We start from the raw sequence: 18,648 nt of genomic DNA on the forward strand, positions 1-18,648 counted from the left end.
AAAAATTCCTTACCTGACTGCCGATAAAATGGTGTCAAAAATAGTATTTGCTGTAGAGATTATTTGTGATGCCGCTTGATAAGCTTGTTGATATCTCAAAAGGTTGGCAGCTTCTTCATCAAGATTTACACCTGATGTCGCTTGATTGCGGTTATAAGCTTGAGTAAATAAGGCCTGTGCGGTATCTGCTGATAAATCAGCATTACTCGCTTTTGAACCTACTATTGAGGTTGAAACGGCTAAGCTTTCGCTAAAGGTTTGTTTTCCCGCATTGACCACACCTATTTCTTGGGTCTTTGCCATAGCAACTGCATGGTTACCATTACCAACGCCAAAAGCGTTACCTAAGGTAAACGTTTCACGTGCATTAGCGCCTGAACCAGCAAGATCACCTTTAATTTCAATTTGAAAATCAGGTGAGCCGGCAGGAATATCAATAATAGCACTCGCCCCTGTTGCATAACTGCCTGATGCTATGGCCGGCGTTCCAGGTGGTGGCGTTGATGTGTTATAGACTCGATACTCATATATACCGGTAGGTATTTGAGGTGCTGGCAGTGGTGGTGGTGGTGTTTCATATACGTCAACAGTGATATCATATGCACTCGCCGCAACAGGGTTAGTCACATTAGTAATTTCTATTTTACCATTGCTAATATTGTTACTCGACGGTGTCACCGCAATCGCTGTACTTGCTGCGATGGCATTAGCGTCAGTTAATGTCGCTTGCATTAATGCCGCACTGTTTTTGGTCGGTACAATAGTAAACTTGTCACCTGCCTGAAGCGTGCCACCCGCTGTTTCAATAAATGAGAAACCGTAATCGGGTGAAGTGGCAGTATGAGTACCTGCAGGCGTACCTGTACCAGGCATCCCTAGATTTTCGCTTCCACCGGTAGTCAAATTATATAACGTAAAATCAGTACCATCGTAACGTACTTCAAAGTCATCAGTAGATAATAAAGAAACGTCGTTGATAACCACTTGAGGTTGTGTGGTCCCCGTGTTTGATGAAGGAGCTAGCACACGACCTTGTTGTAATTGTGTCGCATTAATATCGGTGAAAAAATTTGCCCCTTGAACACCATTTAGATCTAAACCACTGGCTTGACTGTCGTTTAATATTGACGATATAGACATAGCTAAGCGATCAATTTCTTTACGCGTTTGATTTAAATGCTGGTCTCTAAATTCAAAGTTTGCCGCTAAAGAGCCACCTAACGTAGAACCATTTAATGCCACACGACTATTGCCACTGACTAAACTTAGCTGGGTTTTATTTGGATCGGGATCGCCAGCCTTAACTTGTACTGTCATTGGCGTAATACCAGCAACCAATGTCGTACCTTGTCCTATCATTACAGTGAGTACACCGTTAGCATCTTCTACGGTAGTCACTTTGGTAAACTTACTTAGCTCACCAATTAATCGATCTCGTTTATCAAGTAAATCATTAGGTTGCCCTGTTTGATTTAATCCTTGAGTTTGCATAATGGTTTCATTAATTTTTGCTAATTCATTGGATATTTCAGAAATCTTAGTAGCAATTTGTTCAATTTCACCGTTGACCGCTTTGGTCATATTGTCAAAATTATTAGTCAGCTCATTAAAGTCTTTGCTTAAAATATTCGCTTGATTAAGCACAATACTGCGTAAACCTAAATCATTAGGATTGTCAGCAACGCCATTGAGTGATTGGTAAAAACTGTCAAGTGAACCCACCACGGCGTTACCTGAGGTACTCATTACTTGGTCTAGTTGTGTTAAACGCCCTTGTAATAAGTCAGCATTACCGAGTTTACTTTGATTAAGCAGTTGTTCTTTATGGGAGAATTGTTCGTATAGGCGAGTAATATCGTTAACATAGGTACCAGAGCCAACATAGTTGCCGCCACTGAATAAACCTACCGATGAATTTTGTTCTGCGCGTTGTCGGCTATAACCCTCTGTATTAACATTGGCAATATTATGACCCGTTGTCGCCAGCTGCTGCTGTGCGGCAAGTAAACCACTAACACCTGTGTTATATAAGTTAACCGACATGACTTCACTCCTAACCTAACCAAAACTCAATGCATTTATATGCTGAGCGCTTATTTACTTATTTAGTAAACTGGTTACGGTTCGTAGTGTTCCCTTAATTTTTTCTGCGTATTTGGGATCCGTCGCATAACCAGCACTCTGTAGGTTATGCAGGAAGTGTTCCACATCGCCAGCTTTGTCTAATGCATTTTTATAGCGCTCGCTGTTTGAGAGAAACTGCATGTAATCATTAACGCTGTCACTAATGGTTTCATAAACGCGAAAGGGCTCACGTTTTTTAACCATAGCACCTTGTTCAAATTCAAGGGTTTCCTTATTGATTTTGTCGCCATCCCAGCGTTTATCGGCTTTAATGTTAAACAAGTTATTAGAGCTTTGACCACTTTCTGTTTTGATGATTTTTTGTCCCCAGCCAGTTTCTAATGCGGCTTGAGCTATAACAACTTCAAAGGGAATATTTAACTTTTCTTCAACACGTTTAGCATCTTCAGTTAATGCCATAACAAAGTCTTTAGGTTGCTGATACTGAGGCTCTTGCATGGCAAGCATTTCATAAACAGACGGTTTGTTATCTAACGAATTTACCGTATTAGACGAAGAAGGCGCTCGTTGTGGCATATCAAATAATGCTTGTCTATTATTAGTTGAACGATCACCCGAGTCATTAGTTTGACGATCCTCTGCCGAAATAAGGATCCCTGTGTCGACAATTGACTTGCCTTTATTATTATCTTCACTGAGTAAGCCGTTACTTTTACTGAAGCGATTATCACTTTGTAAAAATGACTGCGGGGTAAAACTTTCAGTGTCACCACCTAGCTGGCGAACGATTAAGTCCGATAAACCTAAAGAGCCGTTATTTGATAATTCTAATGACATTTGTTGGTCATGCATATCACGATAAAATTTTGTACTTTCTGAATTAAAGGGACTATCTGACTCTAAAACGTCTTGTGCTTTACGCATACTTTTCATCAGCATTTGCATAAAAATCGCTTCAAACTGCTTGGCCGCTGTTTGTAAAGCCGCATCTTTTGAGCCTTTATCAGTTTCTTTAGACTGTTGGCGAATAGAATTCAAGCCATTGATGTCTAAAAAATTCTGAGAATTAGCGGTCACAGATGCCTGCGGTGCCAATGAAGTTAATGATGATTGATTCGGTGTAATCATAAGCTTTATTGATCATTAAATAATGATCAATTCTCCTCGTAATGCACCCGCTTGTGATAGCGCTTCAAGAATAGCCATAACATCACCAGGGCCGGCACCAATTTCATTAATCGCTCGAACGAGTGTGTCTAAGCTTACCCCCGGATCAAAAACAAACATCCGGTTATCATCTTTATTAACGTTAACAATAGATTGATTCGTCACCGCCGTATTACCATCAGCAAAAGCATTAGGCTGAGAGACATCTCGTGTTTCATTAATCGTTACCGTAATACCACCATGAGTAATGGCGGCAGGCAATAAGCGCACATCAGAGCCGATCACGATGGTACCAGTACGGGAGTTAACAATAACTTTCGCCGCCGGACGTGAAGGTTCGAATTCTAAGTTTTCTAAGGCAGCCAAAAAACTGACTCGTTGGCTCGCATCTCTTGGTGCATTGACTTGAATAGAAGTTGCATCAATAGCGCGAGCAATAAAAGTGGCGGGATCGTTAATGTTAGCAAACTCGCTATTAATGACTCGCTCTAAACTTCTCGCACTACTGAAATCAGAATCTCTAAGATTAAAGGTAATATAATCGCCAGAAGTAAATGGTGAAATAACTTCACGTTCAACCATAGCACCATTAGCAATACGGCCTACGGTTGGGGTATTAACAATAACTTTTGAGCCATCTAAACCTTCAGCACCTAAACCGCTAACGACTAAACTGCCTTGAGCAACGGCATAAGCATTGCCATCAATACCCATGAGAATAGTTTGTATTAATGTTCCACCACGTAAGCTTTGCGCACTGCCCATTGAAGAAACTGTAATATCAATTCTTTGGCCGGGTTTAGTAAATGCGGGTAACTCAGCATGAACAGCAACCGCAGCAACATTTTTAATTTTTGGTTTTAAATTAGCCGGCATAGTAATACCAAAATTACTTAGCATGGTTTTAAAACTTTGTTCGGTAAATGGACTTTGTTCGCCTGTGCCAGGTAAACCCACCACTAAACCATAACCTATCAATTGATTACTTCGGACACCAGCAACATCGGCTAAATCTTTAATTCGCTGTGCAGAGCTCATCGAACTAAACAAAAATGTTAGCACCAAGACAGTAACTTTCATACTTGTGAAAAAAGTGTTCATAATAATACCTATTGAAAGTTTATGTTCAATTAACCCTACAGGGGCCACCAAGAGCTAGTAAAGAAACTCGATAACCAACCTTGTTCTTGTACATCAGCAAAAGTCCCAGTACCTGCATATTCAATGCGCGCATTGGCGATTTTACCAGAAACAATGGTGTTACTAGAGCTAATATCTTGTGCGCGAATAACACCGGTTAAGCGAATAAATTCGTCACCGTTATTTAAAGTCATCCATTTTTCACCACGGATCATCAAATTGCCATTGGGCAAAACACGCAAAACATGTACAGAAATATGACCGTTTAAGCTATTACCTTGGTTAGACTTTGAATCACCACTAAAGTCAGAGCCTTGGTTATAGCCAAATTGAATGGCATTATTTTTAAAGTTTACTGCAGCGCCGCCTAAACCAATAATAGGATCTAAACTGGCACTATTTTCTTTACTCAACTCTGTTTTAGCATTTTTCTGTGCTTGTGTACTTTCACTTAACGTCACTGAAATAATGTCACCAACACGATGAGCTTTTGAGTCAGAATAAATATTATTAACGTAGTTAGCTCTAAACAGTGAACCCGTCGGGATAATAGAGGCTTCTTCCATTTCGGGTAAAATCGGCGCAAAGTCAGGATCGTCAGGTAACGTTTTTGCCTGTTCAACACTGGCACAACCCGTTATTGATAAAAAAAAGATAACTAAGACTAAGTGAATTTTCATAAGAGATTCCTTAACGCTATAACTGCTGATTAATATAACTAAGCATTTCATCAACTGCTGAAATTACTTTTGAGTTCATTTCATATACCCGTTGACTTTCAATCAAGTTAACAAGTTCTTCGGTGGTATTTACATTCGAGGTTTCTAGCGCGCCTTGCACTATCATGCCAAAACCTTCTAAACCTGGAACCCCTTCTTGTGGAGCACCACTAACCGCTGTTTGAATGTATAAATTTTGTCCTATTGGCTGCAAACCAGTCGGGTTAACAAAGTTAACTGTATTAATTTGACCGATAACAGCAGGATCAGGTTGCCCCTGAAGAGTTACAGAGACTTCACCATCTTGAGAAACAATAATACTTAACGCATCAGGCGGAATAGTTATTTGTGGTTGAATTAAATAACCCGCGCCCGGTGTAACCATATTGCCCTCTTCATCCATGGTAAATTGACCATTTCTTGAATATGACGATGTACCGTCAGGGAGTTGCACTTCAAAAAAACCTTCACCTTGGATCATTAGATCTAAAGCGTTATCGGTAGTTTGCATATCACCTTGGGTATGAATTTTTTGCGTAGCCACCACTTTTGTACCCGCGCCAAGCATTAAGCCTGAAGGCATCTCTGTATCTTGTGCAGAGCGACCACCTGGCTGATTAATCGTTTGATAGAGTAAATCTTCAAATACGGCACGACTTTTCTTAAAACCTATGGTACTGGCGTTAGCTAAATTATTAGAAATTACCGCAATATCTTTTGTTTGCGCATCTAACCCTGTTTTACTTATCCATAATGCTGGGTTCATAAATCACCTCAAAAATTATTTATTTAAATTAGAAAGCACGTAATAAAGATGCTGAACTTGCATCAACTTCTTCCGCTGTTTTCATGAGTTTTAATTGCATTTCAAACTGACGTTGCAAAGAAATCATCGCGGTCATCTCCCCAATAGGGTTTACGTTACTTGCTTCAAGCATGCCATTTTCGACTTTGACATTGACGTCAGCATTCTCATTTAGTCCATCTTTTCGACGAAACAAGCCATCAGCACCTTTTGCTAACTCTTGCACCCTCGGGTTAACCATTTTTAGACGACCCACTTCTTCTTGAAGAGAACTCGGTGCTCCTTCAGGCTGAACCATGATGGTGCCATCTTTACTGATATGAATATTATTGACTGGTAGAGGTATAAATATCGGGCCAGTATCTCCTAAGACAAGCTCACCTTTAGAGGTTTCTAAAGCACCTTCTTCGTTGAGTCTAAATTGGCCATCACGTGTATAACCTTCAGTACCATTTTCAGCTTGAACAGCAAACCAACCCGGCCCTTGAATGGCAAGATCTAAATCTCTAGAAGTTTGCATCAAAGAACCACTGTCAAAGTTTTGGCTGGCATTTTCTGTCATGGCAAACACACGAGAAGGCAAGCCTTCGCCAAAAGCTTGCATTGAACGCGCCTGTGCTAAATCGGCTTTAAAACCCGTAGTCTTAGCGTTAGCAAGGTTGTTAGCATTAACGGCAAGCGAATGCATATTTTGTTTCGCACCGCTCATTGCGATATAAAGCATTTTGTCCATAACAGATCTCTAAAATTGTATCTTACAATGAGAAATGCAATAACAGTGCCAGAAGAAATAGAACAGGAAAAGGAAGATGGAAAAATAATCGTTTTATCGTCAACGAAAAGGAACCGACTGAGGTTTTGAAAGAAAGGTGGTTTGATAAAGACCATCCGCTGCTCGGGCATTGACACATAAAGAAGTATTAATGCGATGAAGACATGGATGCCTAAGAATAGCTATGTTTCGCTCTACATCTATACCGTTCATCCTGAACATAAAAAGAGATAAAACATTTTACGTTTTATCTCTTTTATTTATCATAGACTAGATTATTTTAAAGATTTATTTATCGAATCTGTAGAATAGTTTGGTTTAGCTGGTTATCAACTTCTAGTGCACGAGAGTTAGCCTGAAAATTTCGTTGTGCTGAAATTAAGTCGATTAATTCTGTGGTTAAGTTAACGTTTGATTGCTCTAATGCCGATGAATTAATAGTACCAAAAGTACCTGAACCCGCCTCACCAGCCAATGCTTCACCGGAACTAATACTTTCTTTCCATGAAGTATTACCAATTTGCGTTAAGCCCTGTTCATTGGCAAAGTTTACTAAAGCAATGCGTGATAATGGTTCTGAGGTACCATTACTGTAAGTCGCTCGAATTAAACCATCACTACCAATATCTATACCGGTTAATCGACCAACCGCTAAGCCATCTTGCTCAAGCGAAGTCACTTCAAAGTTTGAAGCAAACTGCGTAGGTTCATTTGGATTAGGGCCAAGAGGGTCTAGATTAAAATTAATTTTCACGGTTTGAGTTGGATCAGCACCATTGGCTAATATTGTCGCTCCAAGTGCCACGGTAATAGCACCACCGTCACCTGGCATAGGTAATTGTGCAACAAAATCACCTGAAGAATCAAAGTACATACGCATGCCAGTAACACCGCCACTTGCTGATAACGGACCTGAACTACCGCCACCTTGTGGATTTGTTATTGGCGTTCCTGGAGCTGCCGTTGGATCTGGATCTGTCTGTCCACCTGGATCAGCTAAATCTACCGGTATGCCATCAACGCCAGCAAACATCATCCACTCGTTAGCATCAGACGAAGGATTATCTTTAATAAAGTAATAAGTCATTATATGACTATCACCTAATGAATCAAAAATAGTCACTGAAGTTGAATGGTTAAAAGTCAAAGGATCATCGGGATCAAAGTTACCTGGCGCACTACTAATGAAAGAATCACCCGCAGGTAAGTTCATTCGTACATCTACTTCACTGGTTTTTTGAGGAGCACCAGAGGCCGTAGGAATACGAATAGGCTCTGCCGTACTTAAACTTACCGACGCAGAGGTGCCGTCAGGGTTAACGGGGAAACCTAATAAATGCTCACCCGCAGAGTTAACAACAAAGTTACTATCGTTTAATTTAAACTGACCTGCTCGGGTATATGACGTTTCTAAGGAGTCAAGTTCAGGTACTGTTGCATAAAAACCATTACCCGTAACGGCTAAATCTAACGCGTTATTAGTAAACTGAATACTACCTTGCTGAAACTGCTGAGCGACATCTGCCGTCAAAACACCGTCACCCACTTTTGTTTTACCAGAAGCAAGTAATGATGCTGCATACACATCAACAAATTCCGCACGCGACTCTTTAAAGCCGGTGGTATTAACGTTAGCGATGTTATTTGATGTAACATCCAAATCTTTTTGAGCAGCGTTTAATCCGCTCAACGCTATATTAAATGACATAATTGCACCTCATATAAAAAACTGTTTATCTTAATTATTTCTAATTTTCGAGTATTCACTCTTCATTGAAATAACAGTGGCTTAAATTTATTTAGTTCGAAGAACTATTAATTTAACCTTCTGATACTTCCACCACATCTGCTAGTGCCATGGAACTGCCACCATTAAGATTTAATAAAATATTTCCACCTGCACCGGCTAACGTCACACTATCAACTTTACGATAGGTCATCGCTTGTAATTCTGATGCTTCACCTTCCACTAATCCTGCAATTCTAAAACGATAAGCACCTTGTGGAGCGGGCTCGCCATTTGTCATCTTGCCGTCCCAATTAAAGGTAAACTCACCTGCAGCCACACTGCCAACAGGAACTGTTTGAATAAGTTCTCCAGCGGTGTTTTCAACATAAATATTCACATTACTTGCCGCTTTATCAGTGATCATTTTGCCTTTAACGGCTTCACCTTCAGCCATACCAAAAACATTATCATCAACTAGAACGCTACGCCCCACTAACGAGGAGGCTTGTAATGCTTGACTCGATGACATGGATGCAGCAAATGATGTAAATTGTTCATTTAGCGTTGCCACACCGTCAGTCGTTGAAAACGCAGTCATTTGCGAAATCATTTCATTATTTTCAACGGGCTTAGTCGGATCTTGATGAGAAAGCTCTTTGGTCAGTAACGCAAAGAAATCTTCTTGCGTTAACATACCATTGCCATTATCCGTCGTTGTAACATCTTCCTTTTGCCAGCGCATGCCATCTAAAGGTTTACTTCCGCTTACTGTTTCCATATTTTATCCCACCTTTAATTGTTACTTGCCAAGCTGTAAGGTTTTATTCAGCATATTTTTTGCTGATTCAGCCAATTGAACATTTGTTTGATATGAGCGTGATGCTGAAATCATATTGGTCATTTCTTCAATCACGTTTACATTGGGTTTATAAATGAAACCATCTTTATCTGCCATTGGGTGTCCCGGAGAGTGCTGAATGTTTAAAGGCTGATCGCTTTCCACAATGCCTAAAACTTTGACACCTACGCCTGAGTCATCTTGTCCTGCGGCAGCTTTTTGCATCTCTGCGGCAAAAACCGGATGCCGTGCTCGATAGGTTGCATCAACACTACTGCTAACACTATCAGCATTAGCAATGTTACTTGCGGTGGTATTTAAGCGAACAGATTGAGCGCTCATACCCGTGCCAGATATAGTAAATACGTTAAATAGGCTCATAATTATTGCCCTGCTCCGGTGATGGCTTTTTTCAAGCCTTTAATCCTGCCAGTAAGAAATTGAATGCTGGCTTGATACTGCATTGAGTTTTCTAGATACAAGTTTCGTTCCACTTGTGCATCTACGGTATTACCATCGCCAGTATCTGGTTGATCTGGTGTTCTAAATTGCACACCATTATTGGTTGCAATGCGAACATCAAAATGCTTTTCGTGGGTTCGTGACATACCTGATTGTTGCTTTTGAGAGGCTTGCGCTAAGGCAGACTTAAAGTCCATGCCCTTGGCTTTATAGCCGGGTGTATCTGCATTAGCAATATTACTAGCAATAACTTCTGCACGTTTAGAACGAACAGCAAGTGTTTGTGGGTGAATGCCAAGTGCTTTTTCAAAAGTGATAGCCATAGTGTTACCTCCAAATCAATGAAGATAACTATACAATTTCTATGCCAACGGGGAGTTTAGTGGGGGGATATTAAGTCTTTTTCTGGTAAATGATACCAGGATTACAGCGAACCATATCAAAGTTTTGGTTTAAACCCGTTAAGGATTCCGAGGCGCCAAGAAAGAGATAGCCGTTAGGATTTAGCACGCCTTCAATTTGAGATATTATTTGCTTTTTAATTTCTGGTGCGAAGTAAATCAATACGTTACGGCAAAATACAATATCAAACTTACCCATTAAACTATAACTATTTAGAAGATTTAGTTGTCTAAAGCTAACCATTTTCTTAACCGAGTCTTTGACTTTTGACATACCTTTATCGCCATTTTCAAAAAACATTCTTTTGCGTTCGGCTGATAAACCTCGTGACAAAGCTAAATTGTCATAATGGCCATACTTACAATGCTCAAGCATAGTATTGGAGATATCAGTGCCAATAATTTGAACACCCCCCGAAAACGCAGCAGGATTACTTTGCTTAAATTCTTGAACTGCCATCGCAATAGAATAAGGTTCTTGACCTGAAGAACTTGCCGCTGACCAAATTTTTAAAGGCGTTCTTTGATTTTTAAACTCAGGAAGTAAGCGTTTTTTCAATAGTTCAAAGGGGTACTCATCGCGAAACCACAAGGTTTCGTTGGTCGTCATGGCATCGATAACTGCGGCGCGTAACTGCCTTTCAATTGGACTGAGAGTACGAGTGACTAAATCACCTAATGTGGTAACATCAAATTTCGCCATTAAAGGGGCTAAACGGCTTTTTACTAGGTATTGTTTATTTTCACCTAAGACGATGCCACATTGCTTCTCTAGGAAGACTCTAAACTGATGATAACTGCTATCATCAAGCTGTCGGATTGACACTTCGATATTCCGCCTTAAATTATTATTATCATTAATTAACGATAGAATACGCTAAAAACAATGGGTTAATTAGCATTATTTGCTAGTTCATCTTTCTTTAACCATTTTTTTACTGCTGTGGCTAACTCATCAGGATGAAACTTTGGAATAAAATCTTCTGCACCGACTTTAGCAACCATGGCATTATTAAAAACACCACTTAGCGAAGTATGTAAAATAACCGGCATGGCTTTCAATCGATCATTATTTTTAATCTCAGCGGTTAAGGTGTAACCGTCCATTTCAGGCATTTCTATATCAGAGATAAGTAAAGCCACTTTTTCGGTAATTGATGTATGACACTCGGCTTCTATAGCAAGTAATTGATCTAAAGCGTCTTGGCCATTTTTAGCTAACAACATTGTTAAGCCTAATGGCTCTAGAGCTCTTCTCACCTGATTTCGAGCTACGGTTGAATCATCCGCGATCATAATTACCCGTTCGCCAAGACTAACTCCGACACTCGCATCAACAACACCTTCACTGAGTTCTGTTGAAATAGGACTAATTTCATTTAAAATTTTCTCTACATCTAAAATAGAGACCATTTTTTTGTCTATTTCTGTAACCGCCGTTAAATAGCTTGATTTGCCAGCACCTTCTGGAGGGGGCATGATATCTTTCCAGCTTAACGTGACGATTCTCTCAACACCGCCAACTAAAAAGCCCTGCACACTGCGATTATATTCTGCAATAATGACAAAGGAATTTTCATCTGGCACTATTTCTGGGCCACCTGTCGATTTGCTCAAATCGATCACTGAAATGGTTTGGCCACGAATATGGGCAACACCTTTAATAAAAGGGTCTTGTCCTGGCAGTAAGGTTAAGCGCGGACAAGGCATAACTTCACGTACTTTAAAAACATTAATACCAAAACGTTGTGGTCCGATTAAACGAAAAAGTAATAATTCAAGCCTATTCTGTCCAACCAACTGAGTGCGTTGATTTACTGAGTCTAAAATTCCTGCCATACAAACCTCATTTTACTTAATTCACAAAAAGGCACACTTCTTGATTGTGCTTACAGATACATATTGAACGTTCAATTTTTTGACGTTTAGTGCGTATTCGTCTGTTTTTAATTATTGTTAAACTATACATAAATTAAGCATAGACGAGTATTTTAATTTCCCTAGCAAATAGTTGACAAATTTATGAGCATATTCAAGATATTTATCATTCTTTCGCTAATCTCAGCGCTTTTTTCAAATATAGCCTTTGCCCAAACGATGGACAGACAGCAACTTCAAGATTTTGTTACCCAATTTATAAAAAATAACACGCCATTGCCAAAGCAAGGAAAGATAAACGTTTCAGTCTCTACTTTAGATCCCAGAATTATTATTAAACCTTGTTTAACACCTTTAATCGCAAATATACCTGAAAATCATAATGGTAGAAACGTAAATGTTAAAATAAATTGCGACGACCCATCGTCTTGGTATCTTTATATTCCTGCAAAAATTCAAGTGGTCATACCGGTAGTTGTTGCAAAAAGTATCATTAGTAAGGGCAGTAGAGTTGATAGTTCAAATGTCACCATTGAATATCGCGATAAATATAGAATTCGTGGTGAGAGCTTAGATGATACCAGAATCGTTATTGGTACCAGAGCTAAAAGAAAGTTGAGGGCGGGTGTCATTCTAACTAAAAAAAATATTTGTTTTGTTTGCAAAGGCAGCCATGTCACGCTTATTGCGCAATCGAATACCTTGACAATAAAAACCTCCGGCATAGCCCTTGAAGACGGCGGGCTTGGCGAGCAAATAGCGGTTGAAAATGAAGGCAGTGGTAGAACGGTAACAGGGCGAGTATCGGCTATCAACGAAGTGATAATTAATTTATAATAATGGTTAAGTTATTAGGCTGCTTGCCGATAACAAGATAGTGAATATCAACCCGTTATCTATAGGATAGTATTATGGCTATAAATATCAATAACTTGTCAAACAACAGTCAGGTAAAGCAAAAGCTTGATCAACAAGTACAAGTCAAACAGCAAGCCACACAAAATGCAGCAAGTAGTGAACAAGGAAGATCTGTAGGTAAAGATTCAGTCTCTTTAACACCACAAGCTCAACAGTTAAATGAGTTACAAAAGAAAGCGAATGACGCACCAGCCGTTGATCAGAAAAAAATCGATCAACTCAAAAAAGCCATTGCAAATGGTGAGTATAAAGTTGATCCTGAAAAGCTTGCTGCCAGTATAGCAAATTTCGAATTTAAACTAGGCTAACAGTTTACTGTTAACCTAATCACAGGAGTTACACCTGATGACAGCGTTAGCAGCAGAGCAATTAATTGCTCAACAGTTACATAACCTACAGCAGCTTGAAGAGCTGCTCAGTGTTGAAAAAGAAGTCTTACAAAAACAAAGCCCACAAGCATTAACTGCCGTGACTGAGCAAAAAGAGGCTTTGCTAAAAGCCATACAGCAACTTGATGAACAAAACGCTCAAAATATTATTTTGAAAAACGAAGTTAAATCAGGTATTCATCAGCAAGAGATTGCTGAAATTGAAGCTATTTTACTGCGTTGTAAAGACAAAAATCAGGTTAACGGTCAAATCATACAGCAATCTTCACTTGCCGCTGAACGCATGAAAAACTCCTTGCTTGAGAATCATAACCGCTCATCAATGACCTACAATAGTAAGGGCAAGAAAAGTGGTGGCCTTAGCAGTTTAGGCATTAAAGCTTAGTAAAAACAACACGCTAATTAACAACAAAAAGCCTCAACTTAATAATAAGCTGAGGCTTTTTTTACAGAAAAAACTAAAACGACTTTATTAAACGAGTTTAGCTTGGCCGCTCAGCTCCCCTTTGGCAACTACGATAGCTGAGCGTAAACTTGTCATTAATGATGAGTAAGCTAAGCAAGCCTAACCAAATAGCTTCCCTAGTTTTTCTTTTGCTTTATCTTTGAGCTTATCTTTTTGTTTATCTTCAAACTCTTTCTTTTTCGCTGCGACGATATCTGAGTTAATCAGCTCATCTAATGCTTTATCGCTATCTCCAATCAGTGCTTCAACATCCATTAGAGACTCGGCTTCCTTATTACTTCCCCCTAAAGCTTGAGTAAGCTTAGTGTTTAACCCTGCTTTAATGTCAGATTTGAAGCTTGTTAATTTAGTTGATACTTGCTGCACCATTGAATCTTTTAATTGGTTATCAAGTGGTGATGAGATAGATAACGTCGGAGCCGTTATTTTACCTTTTGCAGCTATGGTTAACGCCAACGACTTAAGAGACTGAACTGTGTCAATAAAGAGTGTACTTAACTTCGAAGTGCCAGCACCACTATATTGAGTATTAGCCAGGTTAAGTTTATTTTCACTGTCAATTTGGTCATCAATGAATGAAAAAGCCCCCTTACCTGATAATAAGCCACTGTTAAGATCTAAAGTAAAAGCACTTGATTTTTGTAGTGAAACATCTTTTAAGATGACATCGGCAAGTTGCCACTGCCCCTTACCTGTTAAAACATCTTGCTTATCTAGTGAGAAAGCTAACCCTAAGGTTAATTCCCCCGATCCCTGTACATTGTCACTTTTAACGTTAATAACACTGTTATTACCTCGTACCCAGTGCTGATGTGTCAATTCTTTGCCGCTAATTGCAAATTCACCTTGTGGCAATATTAAAGAAAAATTTGCTTGTTCGATAAGTACGTCGGGCAATGGTGTTTCATCATTAAACTGCACATAACGACCTTGATCGCTTGCTACTGGTGCTTCTTTGTCGACTTTTGAAGATTTAATTAGCGGTGCTATATTTCGATAAACAGTATCAGCATAACCAAAGTATTCTCTTGCTTGTTCACCAAACAACAAGTGAGCAAAATCAGCACCATCGACACTGTCAAGTTGGTACTTGCTCTCAATGTTTTTCCAATCGGCGCTTGGCGCATCTTTTAAAGCTTTAGTTTGTTCGCTTAATAATGTTTTTGAAGCGCTAACTTGCTGCTTTGCTTTGTTCATGAGCACTTGATCAGCTTCAAACTTCGTTTTTAGCGCAGTAAAATCTTTATTAAGCTTTTCAAGATCGGCTAAACTTTCTATCTTAATATTAGCGAGTTGCTCTACTTGCTTTTTATAGTCTGCTAACGCGTCTTTAGTCGGAAGTGTTTCATAAGCAGCTTGCAGCTTTTTCTTTTCGATTTGATAACTTTGCTCTAAAGCTTTGCCACGCTTGACCGTTAGCAAATCACTATTATTGAGTAAATCTTCAGCTTTAGGTAGGCTAACATCAAGTTTAGGTAACATTGAATCACCTACACCGTCACTGCCATTTTCAGTTTCATCACCAAGTCTGTAGACTTCACCTACAGACTGCCTAGGCTGATCGATTCTTAACTCAGCAACGTTTAACTCGCTAATATATAACTTACCAAATAAATATTGCCAAACATCGACACCGGCTGAGGCTTGTGAAAAACTCACCAAATTATGGCTAGGTTTTTCAGGATCAGTTGCTTGGAAACCTTCAATACTCAGTGTTAAGGGTAAATAGTTAATTTCAACTTCACTAACATTAACCTCAGCACCTAGATACCATTCGCCTGATTTTTCTATACCTTTCTTAACTAAAGCGTCTGCAAATAAATAAATAAAAGCGATCATCAATCCCATGACCACAAAAAAACCGACTAGCCCTTTCCAACGAATAAAACGACTCATTACAACTCTCCTTGGCCAGAAACGTGGCTATAAATACGGTAGAACTTTGATGCTTTTAATGCCTTAACAATACGGAACTTCTCAAAGAAGGCTTTAATATGTAGTCGATACTTTTCAATTAAAAAATTACTTAGATAATATAACGGCACCGCTAATAAACAGCCAAGCACCAAAGCACCCAACGTATAAGTATGGTGAAGATGGCCTAGTTTAAATAACGAAGACTGATATAAAGCATCAAATAAAGGGTGTAATGACTTTGCTGTTAGTAATGACTCACCAACAGTGACGATCAATGATGACAACAAATAACTTAACCCTTTAAAGAATCCCCAAGCGACTATAAAACCGCCGATATTGACTCTTAAAAATAAAACCACGAATATAAAAGCAATATTATGCAAGGTAAGCAGTGGTGATAGTCCAACGATAAAACCTAACGCTATGGCCAATGATATTTGCCGAGTAGAGCTTTCTGAGTTCAGTGCATTGAACAGTTTAGCGAGTAATGTAAGCATTCCTTTTCCTTTTTTGTGTTCTCTTGCTATGTATTTACCACTTAAAGCTTAGTGGGTTAAGTATAACTAAGTAAATAAACTAAAGCAGGCTTATGCATTAGCGCTACTATTGCGTTTCTTTACGGGTATAAACAAAATCATTACCTTGACTCATTTCTTCACTATATTGATAGCCAGCAACATCAAAGGATTTAAGTTGTTCAACCTCTGTTAAGCGATGTTCAATGATATAACGTGCCATTAAACCTCGTGCTTTTTTGGCAAAGAAACTGATCATTTTAAATTGACCATTTTTCCAATCTTTAAATGCTGGAGTAATTATTTCACCTTGAAGCTTTTTTTTGTTTACTGATTTAAAATATTCATTAGAGGCAAGGTTAATTAACACTTTATCACCCTGCTGGGCCAATGCTTCATTGACATGGTCAGTAATAATGTCTCCCCAAAACTGATACAAGTTGCTGCCACGATCATTCGCTAACCTTGAACCCATTTCTAAGCGGTAGGCTTGCATTAAATCAAGAGGTTTGAGTAAACCGTATAATCCTGACAAAATTCTCATGTGTTTTTGTGCGAAATCAAAATCATCTTCATTAAATGTTTTGGCGTCTAATCCGGTATAAACATCACCATTAAACGCTAATACCGCTGGGCGAGCATTATCAACAGTAAAAGGCATTGACCATTCACCAAATCGAGCAGCGTTTAACCCAGCAAGTTTATCACTAATGCCCATTAAGGTTGATATCTCTGCAGGTGTTAATTTTTGGCAATGGTCAATTAAATCTTTACTGTGCGCTAAAAGCTCAGGTTGAGAAAATTTATTAGTGGGTAATGGTGACTCAAAGTCTAAGTTTTTAGCTGGAGAAACAACAAGTAGCATAACGGTCCCGTTTAATACAATATCAAAATATATAACCCATATAATACAATAAATCCGCTAAACATGAAGATAAATGATAAGCCAATTACCGTCATAGTTAAAAAAATGTCGAACATACTTGCTATATATTGAAAATTTGTTACAAATATAGTCATATTAGGCATTACATCAAAGGTTTATCACTTTTTCAGCCATTTATGTTGTAATAATTCTCCAATTTTAAGTTTTTCGTAAAAAGGTAAAGGACATGACTAACCAGCTTTCTCAATTAAAAAAAATGACTACTGTAGTTGCTGACACCGGCGATATTGAAGCAATCGCAAATTTTCAACCACAAGATGCAACCACAAACCCATCGCTATTATTAAAAGCAGCATCACTTGAAGGTTATCAACATTTACTTACCGAAGCGGTAACATGGGCAAAAGCACAGTCATCAAATACAGAACAACAAGTTATTGATGCCGCTGATAAACTATCAGTATTAATTGGCTTAGAAATTTTAAAAACTGTACCAGGTCGTATTTCAACAGAAGTAGATTCACGTTTATCTTTTGATACCCAAGCTTCAATTGCCAAAGCACATAAGCTTATGGCGATGTATAAAGAAGCAGGTATTAATAACGATCGTATCCTTATTAAACTGGCATCAACTTGGGAAGGTATTAAAGCGGCAGAGCAACTAGAAAAGGTTGGTATTAACTGTAACCTAACTTTATTGTTTAGTTTTGCTCAAGCACAAGCTTGTGCCGAATCAGGGGTTTACTTAATCTCGCCTTTTGTTGGCCGGATCTTAGATTGGTACAAAAAGGATAGCGGCAAAAGTGAATACGCAGCGGATGAAGACCCTGGTGTGATCTCGGTAACTAGCATTTATAACTATTACAAAGGTAAAGGTTATAAAACGGTGGTGATGGGAGCAAGTTTTAGAAACATAGATGAGATACGTCAACTTGCCGGATGTGATCGTTTAACGATAAGTCCAAACCTATTAGACGAACTATCAAAGTGTAATGACCCGCTTGAGCAAAAATTATTTAGTGAGCACCCCAAATTAGCCGCTCAAGAAAAATTATCAGAAAGTAGCTATCGTTGGGCAATGAATGAAGATGCTATGGCCACAGAAAAACTTGCTGAAGGGATCAGAAATTTTACCCTTGACCAGATAAAATTAGAAAAACAGCTTGCTGAGTTACTTTAATAGCTATTTTTCATACGGTTAGTTTAAAATAAAGCCTAAAAAGAGTTACTTTATCACCAAGTATTATCGGAGTTTATTGCTTTAATTATTTGCTTATCATCTTGAATGTGTTATTAAAAAGGTGCTGTTAAATAAAAAGGAGTGTTCTATGGATAAACTTGAACAAGTAATGGGCTCGTTTGGTAAAAGACCTAAGTCCTCAGAAAGCACTAATAAGAAAAGAAAATGGCGTGAAATAGAACTTATAAAAGAAAGATTCCAATTAGAAAAAGAGCTAAAAGCATATGAAGACTCGTTAGAATTTATGCTGGAAGATTTCTAGTTTTATTTCAAATGAAAAAACCCAGTTTTTAACTGGGTTTTTTATTGCTTGAAATACCA

At 38.7% G+C, this 18,648-nt stretch carries 20 protein-coding genes; 5 read left to right on the forward strand and 15 right to left on the reverse strand.

Translation table 11 applies throughout. From position 1 onward, the window contains the following. Nucleotides 1–9 precede the first annotated feature (9 nt). The 12 genes from flgK to H4J57_RS00940 all read right to left on the reverse strand — a co-directional run bounded on the left by flgK (nucleotide 10) and on the right by H4J57_RS00940 (nucleotide 11,957). On the reverse strand, nucleotides 10–2,043 hold the full coding sequence (flgK, locus tag H4J57_RS00885) for a flagellar hook-associated protein FlgK (RefSeq protein WP_182241689.1): 2,034 nt from the start codon (nucleotides 2,041–2,043) through the stop codon (nucleotides 10–12). Between the two features lie 54 nt (nucleotides 2,044–2,097). Next, nucleotides 2,098–3,213 (reverse strand): flagellar assembly peptidoglycan hydrolase FlgJ, encoded by a 1,116-nt coding sequence (gene flgJ / locus H4J57_RS00890; RefSeq protein ID WP_070374647.1) that lies wholly within the window; start codon nucleotides 3,211–3,213, stop codon nucleotides 2,098–2,100. 15 nt (nucleotides 3,214–3,228) lie between these two features. Beyond that, complete coding sequence (locus H4J57_RS00895) at nucleotides 3,229–4,353, reverse strand: flagellar basal body P-ring protein FlgI (RefSeq protein ID WP_404842388.1); 1,125 nt, start codon at nucleotides 4,351–4,353, stop codon at nucleotides 3,229–3,231. A 35-nt stretch (nucleotides 4,354–4,388) separates the two neighbouring features. After that, the gene (gene flgH / locus H4J57_RS00900) at nucleotides 4,389–5,072 is read right to left on the reverse strand and encodes a flagellar basal body L-ring protein FlgH (protein ID WP_070374648.1); all 684 of its coding nucleotides are present in this window, start codon (nucleotides 5,070–5,072) and stop codon (nucleotides 4,389–4,391) included. 16 nt (nucleotides 5,073–5,088) lie between these two features. After that, nucleotides 5,089–5,877 carry a flagellar basal-body rod protein FlgG gene (gene flgG / locus H4J57_RS00905; RefSeq protein WP_070374649.1) on the reverse strand — a complete coding sequence of 263 codons (789 nt, stop codon included), beginning with the start codon at nucleotides 5,875–5,877 and terminating at the stop codon, nucleotides 5,089–5,091. Nucleotides 5,878–5,905: 28 nt separating this feature from the next. Continuing rightward, entirely contained in the window at nucleotides 5,906–6,649 is a 744-nt protein-coding gene (gene flgF, locus H4J57_RS00910; RefSeq protein ID WP_146799142.1) for a flagellar basal-body rod protein FlgF, read from the reverse strand. A 331-nt stretch (nucleotides 6,650–6,980) separates the two neighbouring features. Further along, nucleotides 6,981–8,396, reverse strand: a complete 1,416-nt coding sequence (flgE, locus tag H4J57_RS00915) for a flagellar hook protein FlgE (protein ID WP_182221081.1) — start codon at nucleotides 8,394–8,396, stop codon at nucleotides 6,981–6,983. 112 nt (nucleotides 8,397–8,508) lie between these two features. Further along, nucleotides 8,509–9,195 (reverse strand): flagellar hook assembly protein FlgD, encoded by a 687-nt coding sequence (locus tag H4J57_RS00920; RefSeq protein WP_182213492.1) that lies wholly within the window; start codon nucleotides 9,193–9,195, stop codon nucleotides 8,509–8,511. 21 nt (nucleotides 9,196–9,216) lie between these two features. Beyond that, nucleotides 9,217–9,636 (reverse strand): flagellar basal body rod protein FlgC, encoded by a 420-nt coding sequence (flgC, locus tag H4J57_RS00925; RefSeq protein ID WP_070374653.1) that lies wholly within the window; start codon nucleotides 9,634–9,636, stop codon nucleotides 9,217–9,219. Nucleotides 9,637–9,638: 2 nt separating this feature from the next. Beyond that, entirely contained in the window at nucleotides 9,639–10,040 is a 402-nt protein-coding gene (flgB, locus tag H4J57_RS00930) for a flagellar basal body rod protein FlgB (RefSeq protein ID WP_070374654.1), read from the reverse strand. Nucleotides 10,041–10,110: 70 nt separating this feature from the next. Next, complete coding sequence (locus H4J57_RS00935) at nucleotides 10,111–10,944, reverse strand: protein-glutamate O-methyltransferase CheR (protein WP_182213490.1); 834 nt, start codon at nucleotides 10,942–10,944, stop codon at nucleotides 10,111–10,113. Nucleotides 10,945–11,009: 65 nt separating this feature from the next. Further along, nucleotides 11,010–11,957, reverse strand: coding sequence for a chemotaxis protein (locus H4J57_RS00940; protein ID WP_182213488.1), 948 nt, complete (start codon nucleotides 11,955–11,957; stop codon nucleotides 11,010–11,012). Nucleotides 11,958–12,140: 183 nt separating this feature from the next. Between H4J57_RS00940 and flgA the strand changes: the two genes are divergently transcribed. From flgA to flgN, 3 genes are all read left to right on the forward strand, one after another. Further along, entirely contained in the window at nucleotides 12,141–12,833 is a 693-nt protein-coding gene (gene flgA, locus H4J57_RS00945) for a flagellar basal body P-ring formation chaperone FlgA (protein WP_182241690.1), read from the forward strand. 74 nt (nucleotides 12,834–12,907) lie between these two features. Then, nucleotides 12,908–13,222, forward strand: a complete 315-nt coding sequence (gene flgM, locus H4J57_RS00950; RefSeq protein WP_070374658.1) for a flagellar biosynthesis anti-sigma factor FlgM — start codon at nucleotides 12,908–12,910, stop codon at nucleotides 13,220–13,222. A 37-nt stretch (nucleotides 13,223–13,259) separates the two neighbouring features. Beyond that, complete coding sequence (flgN, locus tag H4J57_RS00955) at nucleotides 13,260–13,688, forward strand: flagellar export chaperone FlgN (protein WP_182213485.1); 429 nt, start codon at nucleotides 13,260–13,262, stop codon at nucleotides 13,686–13,688. A 180-nt stretch (nucleotides 13,689–13,868) separates the two neighbouring features. Here the strand turns inward: flgN and H4J57_RS00960 are convergent, their stop codons facing one another. The 3 genes from H4J57_RS00960 to yaaA form a co-directional block, all read right to left on the reverse strand. Continuing rightward, nucleotides 13,869–15,665 (reverse strand): TIGR03545 family protein, encoded by a 1,797-nt coding sequence (locus H4J57_RS00960; RefSeq protein ID WP_182241691.1) that lies wholly within the window; start codon nucleotides 15,663–15,665, stop codon nucleotides 13,869–13,871. Then, nucleotides 15,665–16,183 (reverse strand): TIGR03546 family protein, encoded by a 519-nt coding sequence (locus H4J57_RS00965; RefSeq protein ID WP_070374661.1) that lies wholly within the window; start codon nucleotides 16,181–16,183, stop codon nucleotides 15,665–15,667. Before H4J57_RS00965 ends, H4J57_RS00960 begins: the two co-directional genes overlap by 1 nt. A gap of 106 nt (nucleotides 16,184–16,289) precedes the next feature. Next, nucleotides 16,290–17,066, reverse strand: a complete 777-nt coding sequence (gene yaaA, locus H4J57_RS00970) for a peroxide stress protein YaaA (RefSeq protein WP_182176181.1) — start codon at nucleotides 17,064–17,066, stop codon at nucleotides 16,290–16,292. A 247-nt stretch (nucleotides 17,067–17,313) separates the two neighbouring features. Between yaaA and tal the strand changes: the two genes are divergently transcribed. Continuing rightward, nucleotides 17,314–18,267 carry a transaldolase gene (gene tal / locus H4J57_RS00975; protein WP_182241692.1) on the forward strand — a complete coding sequence of 318 codons (954 nt, stop codon included), beginning with the start codon at nucleotides 17,314–17,316 and terminating at the stop codon, nucleotides 18,265–18,267. Nucleotides 18,268–18,415: 148 nt separating this feature from the next. Next, on the forward strand, nucleotides 18,416–18,589 hold the full coding sequence (locus H4J57_RS00980) for a DUF3545 family protein (protein WP_083277925.1): 174 nt from the start codon (nucleotides 18,416–18,418) through the stop codon (nucleotides 18,587–18,589). Nucleotides 18,590–18,648: the final 59 nt, after the last annotated feature.

The organism is Colwellia sp. BRX8-7 (genome assembly GCF_014077275.1).
In the GTDB taxonomy this organism is placed as follows: domain Bacteria; phylum Pseudomonadota; class Gammaproteobacteria; order Enterobacterales; family Alteromonadaceae; genus Colwellia_A.

Coding starts and splice junctions, on each gene's coding strand:
- flgK (WP_182241689.1), bottom strand. CDS start 2,043: ATGTCGGTTAACTTATATAACACAGGTGTTAGTGGTTTACTTGCCGCA.
- H4J57_RS00920 (WP_182213492.1), bottom strand. CDS start 9,195: ATGGAAACAGTAAGCGGAAGTAAACCTTTAGATGGCATGCGCTGGCAA.
- flgB (WP_070374654.1), bottom strand. CDS start 10,040: ATGGCTATCACTTTTGAAAAAGCACTTGGCATTCACCCACAAACACTT.
- flgJ (WP_070374647.1), bottom strand. CDS start 3,213: ATGATTACACCGAATCAATCATCATTAACTTCATTGGCACCGCAGGCA.
- flgE (WP_182221081.1), bottom strand. CDS start 8,396: ATGTCATTTAATATAGCGTTGAGCGGATTAAACGCTGCTCAAAAAGAT.
- flgN (WP_182213485.1), top strand. CDS start 13,260: ATGACAGCGTTAGCAGCAGAGCAATTAATTGCTCAACAGTTACATAAC.
- H4J57_RS00965 (WP_070374661.1), bottom strand. CDS start 16,183: ATGCTTACATTACTCGCTAAACTGTTCAATGCACTGAACTCAGAAAGC.
- flgF (WP_146799142.1), bottom strand. CDS start 6,649: ATGGACAAAATGCTTTATATCGCAATGAGCGGTGCGAAACAAAATATG.
- tal (WP_182241692.1), top strand. CDS start 17,314: ATGACTAACCAGCTTTCTCAATTAAAAAAAATGACTACTGTAGTTGCT.
- flgM (WP_070374658.1), top strand. CDS start 12,908: ATGGCTATAAATATCAATAACTTGTCAAACAACAGTCAGGTAAAGCAA.
- H4J57_RS00960 (WP_182241691.1), bottom strand. CDS start 15,665: ATGAGTCGTTTTATTCGTTGGAAAGGGCTAGTCGGTTTTTTTGTGGTC.
- H4J57_RS00940 (WP_182213488.1), bottom strand. CDS start 11,957: ATGGCAGGAATTTTAGACTCAGTAAATCAACGCACTCAGTTGGTTGGA.
- flgH (WP_070374648.1), bottom strand. CDS start 5,072: ATGAAAATTCACTTAGTCTTAGTTATCTTTTTTTTATCAATAACGGGT.
- flgG (WP_070374649.1), bottom strand. CDS start 5,877: ATGAACCCAGCATTATGGATAAGTAAAACAGGGTTAGATGCGCAAACA.
- H4J57_RS00980 (WP_083277925.1), top strand. CDS start 18,416: ATGGATAAACTTGAACAAGTAATGGGCTCGTTTGGTAAAAGACCTAAG.
- yaaA (WP_182176181.1), bottom strand. CDS start 17,066: ATGCTACTTGTTGTTTCTCCAGCTAAAAACTTAGACTTTGAGTCACCA.
- flgC (WP_070374653.1), bottom strand. CDS start 9,636: ATGAGCCTATTTAACGTATTTACTATATCTGGCACGGGTATGAGCGCT.
- H4J57_RS00895 (WP_404842388.1), bottom strand. CDS start 4,353: ATGAACACTTTTTTCACAAGTATGAAAGTTACTGTCTTGGTGCTAACA.
- flgA (WP_182241690.1), top strand. CDS start 12,141: ATGAGCATATTCAAGATATTTATCATTCTTTCGCTAATCTCAGCGCTT.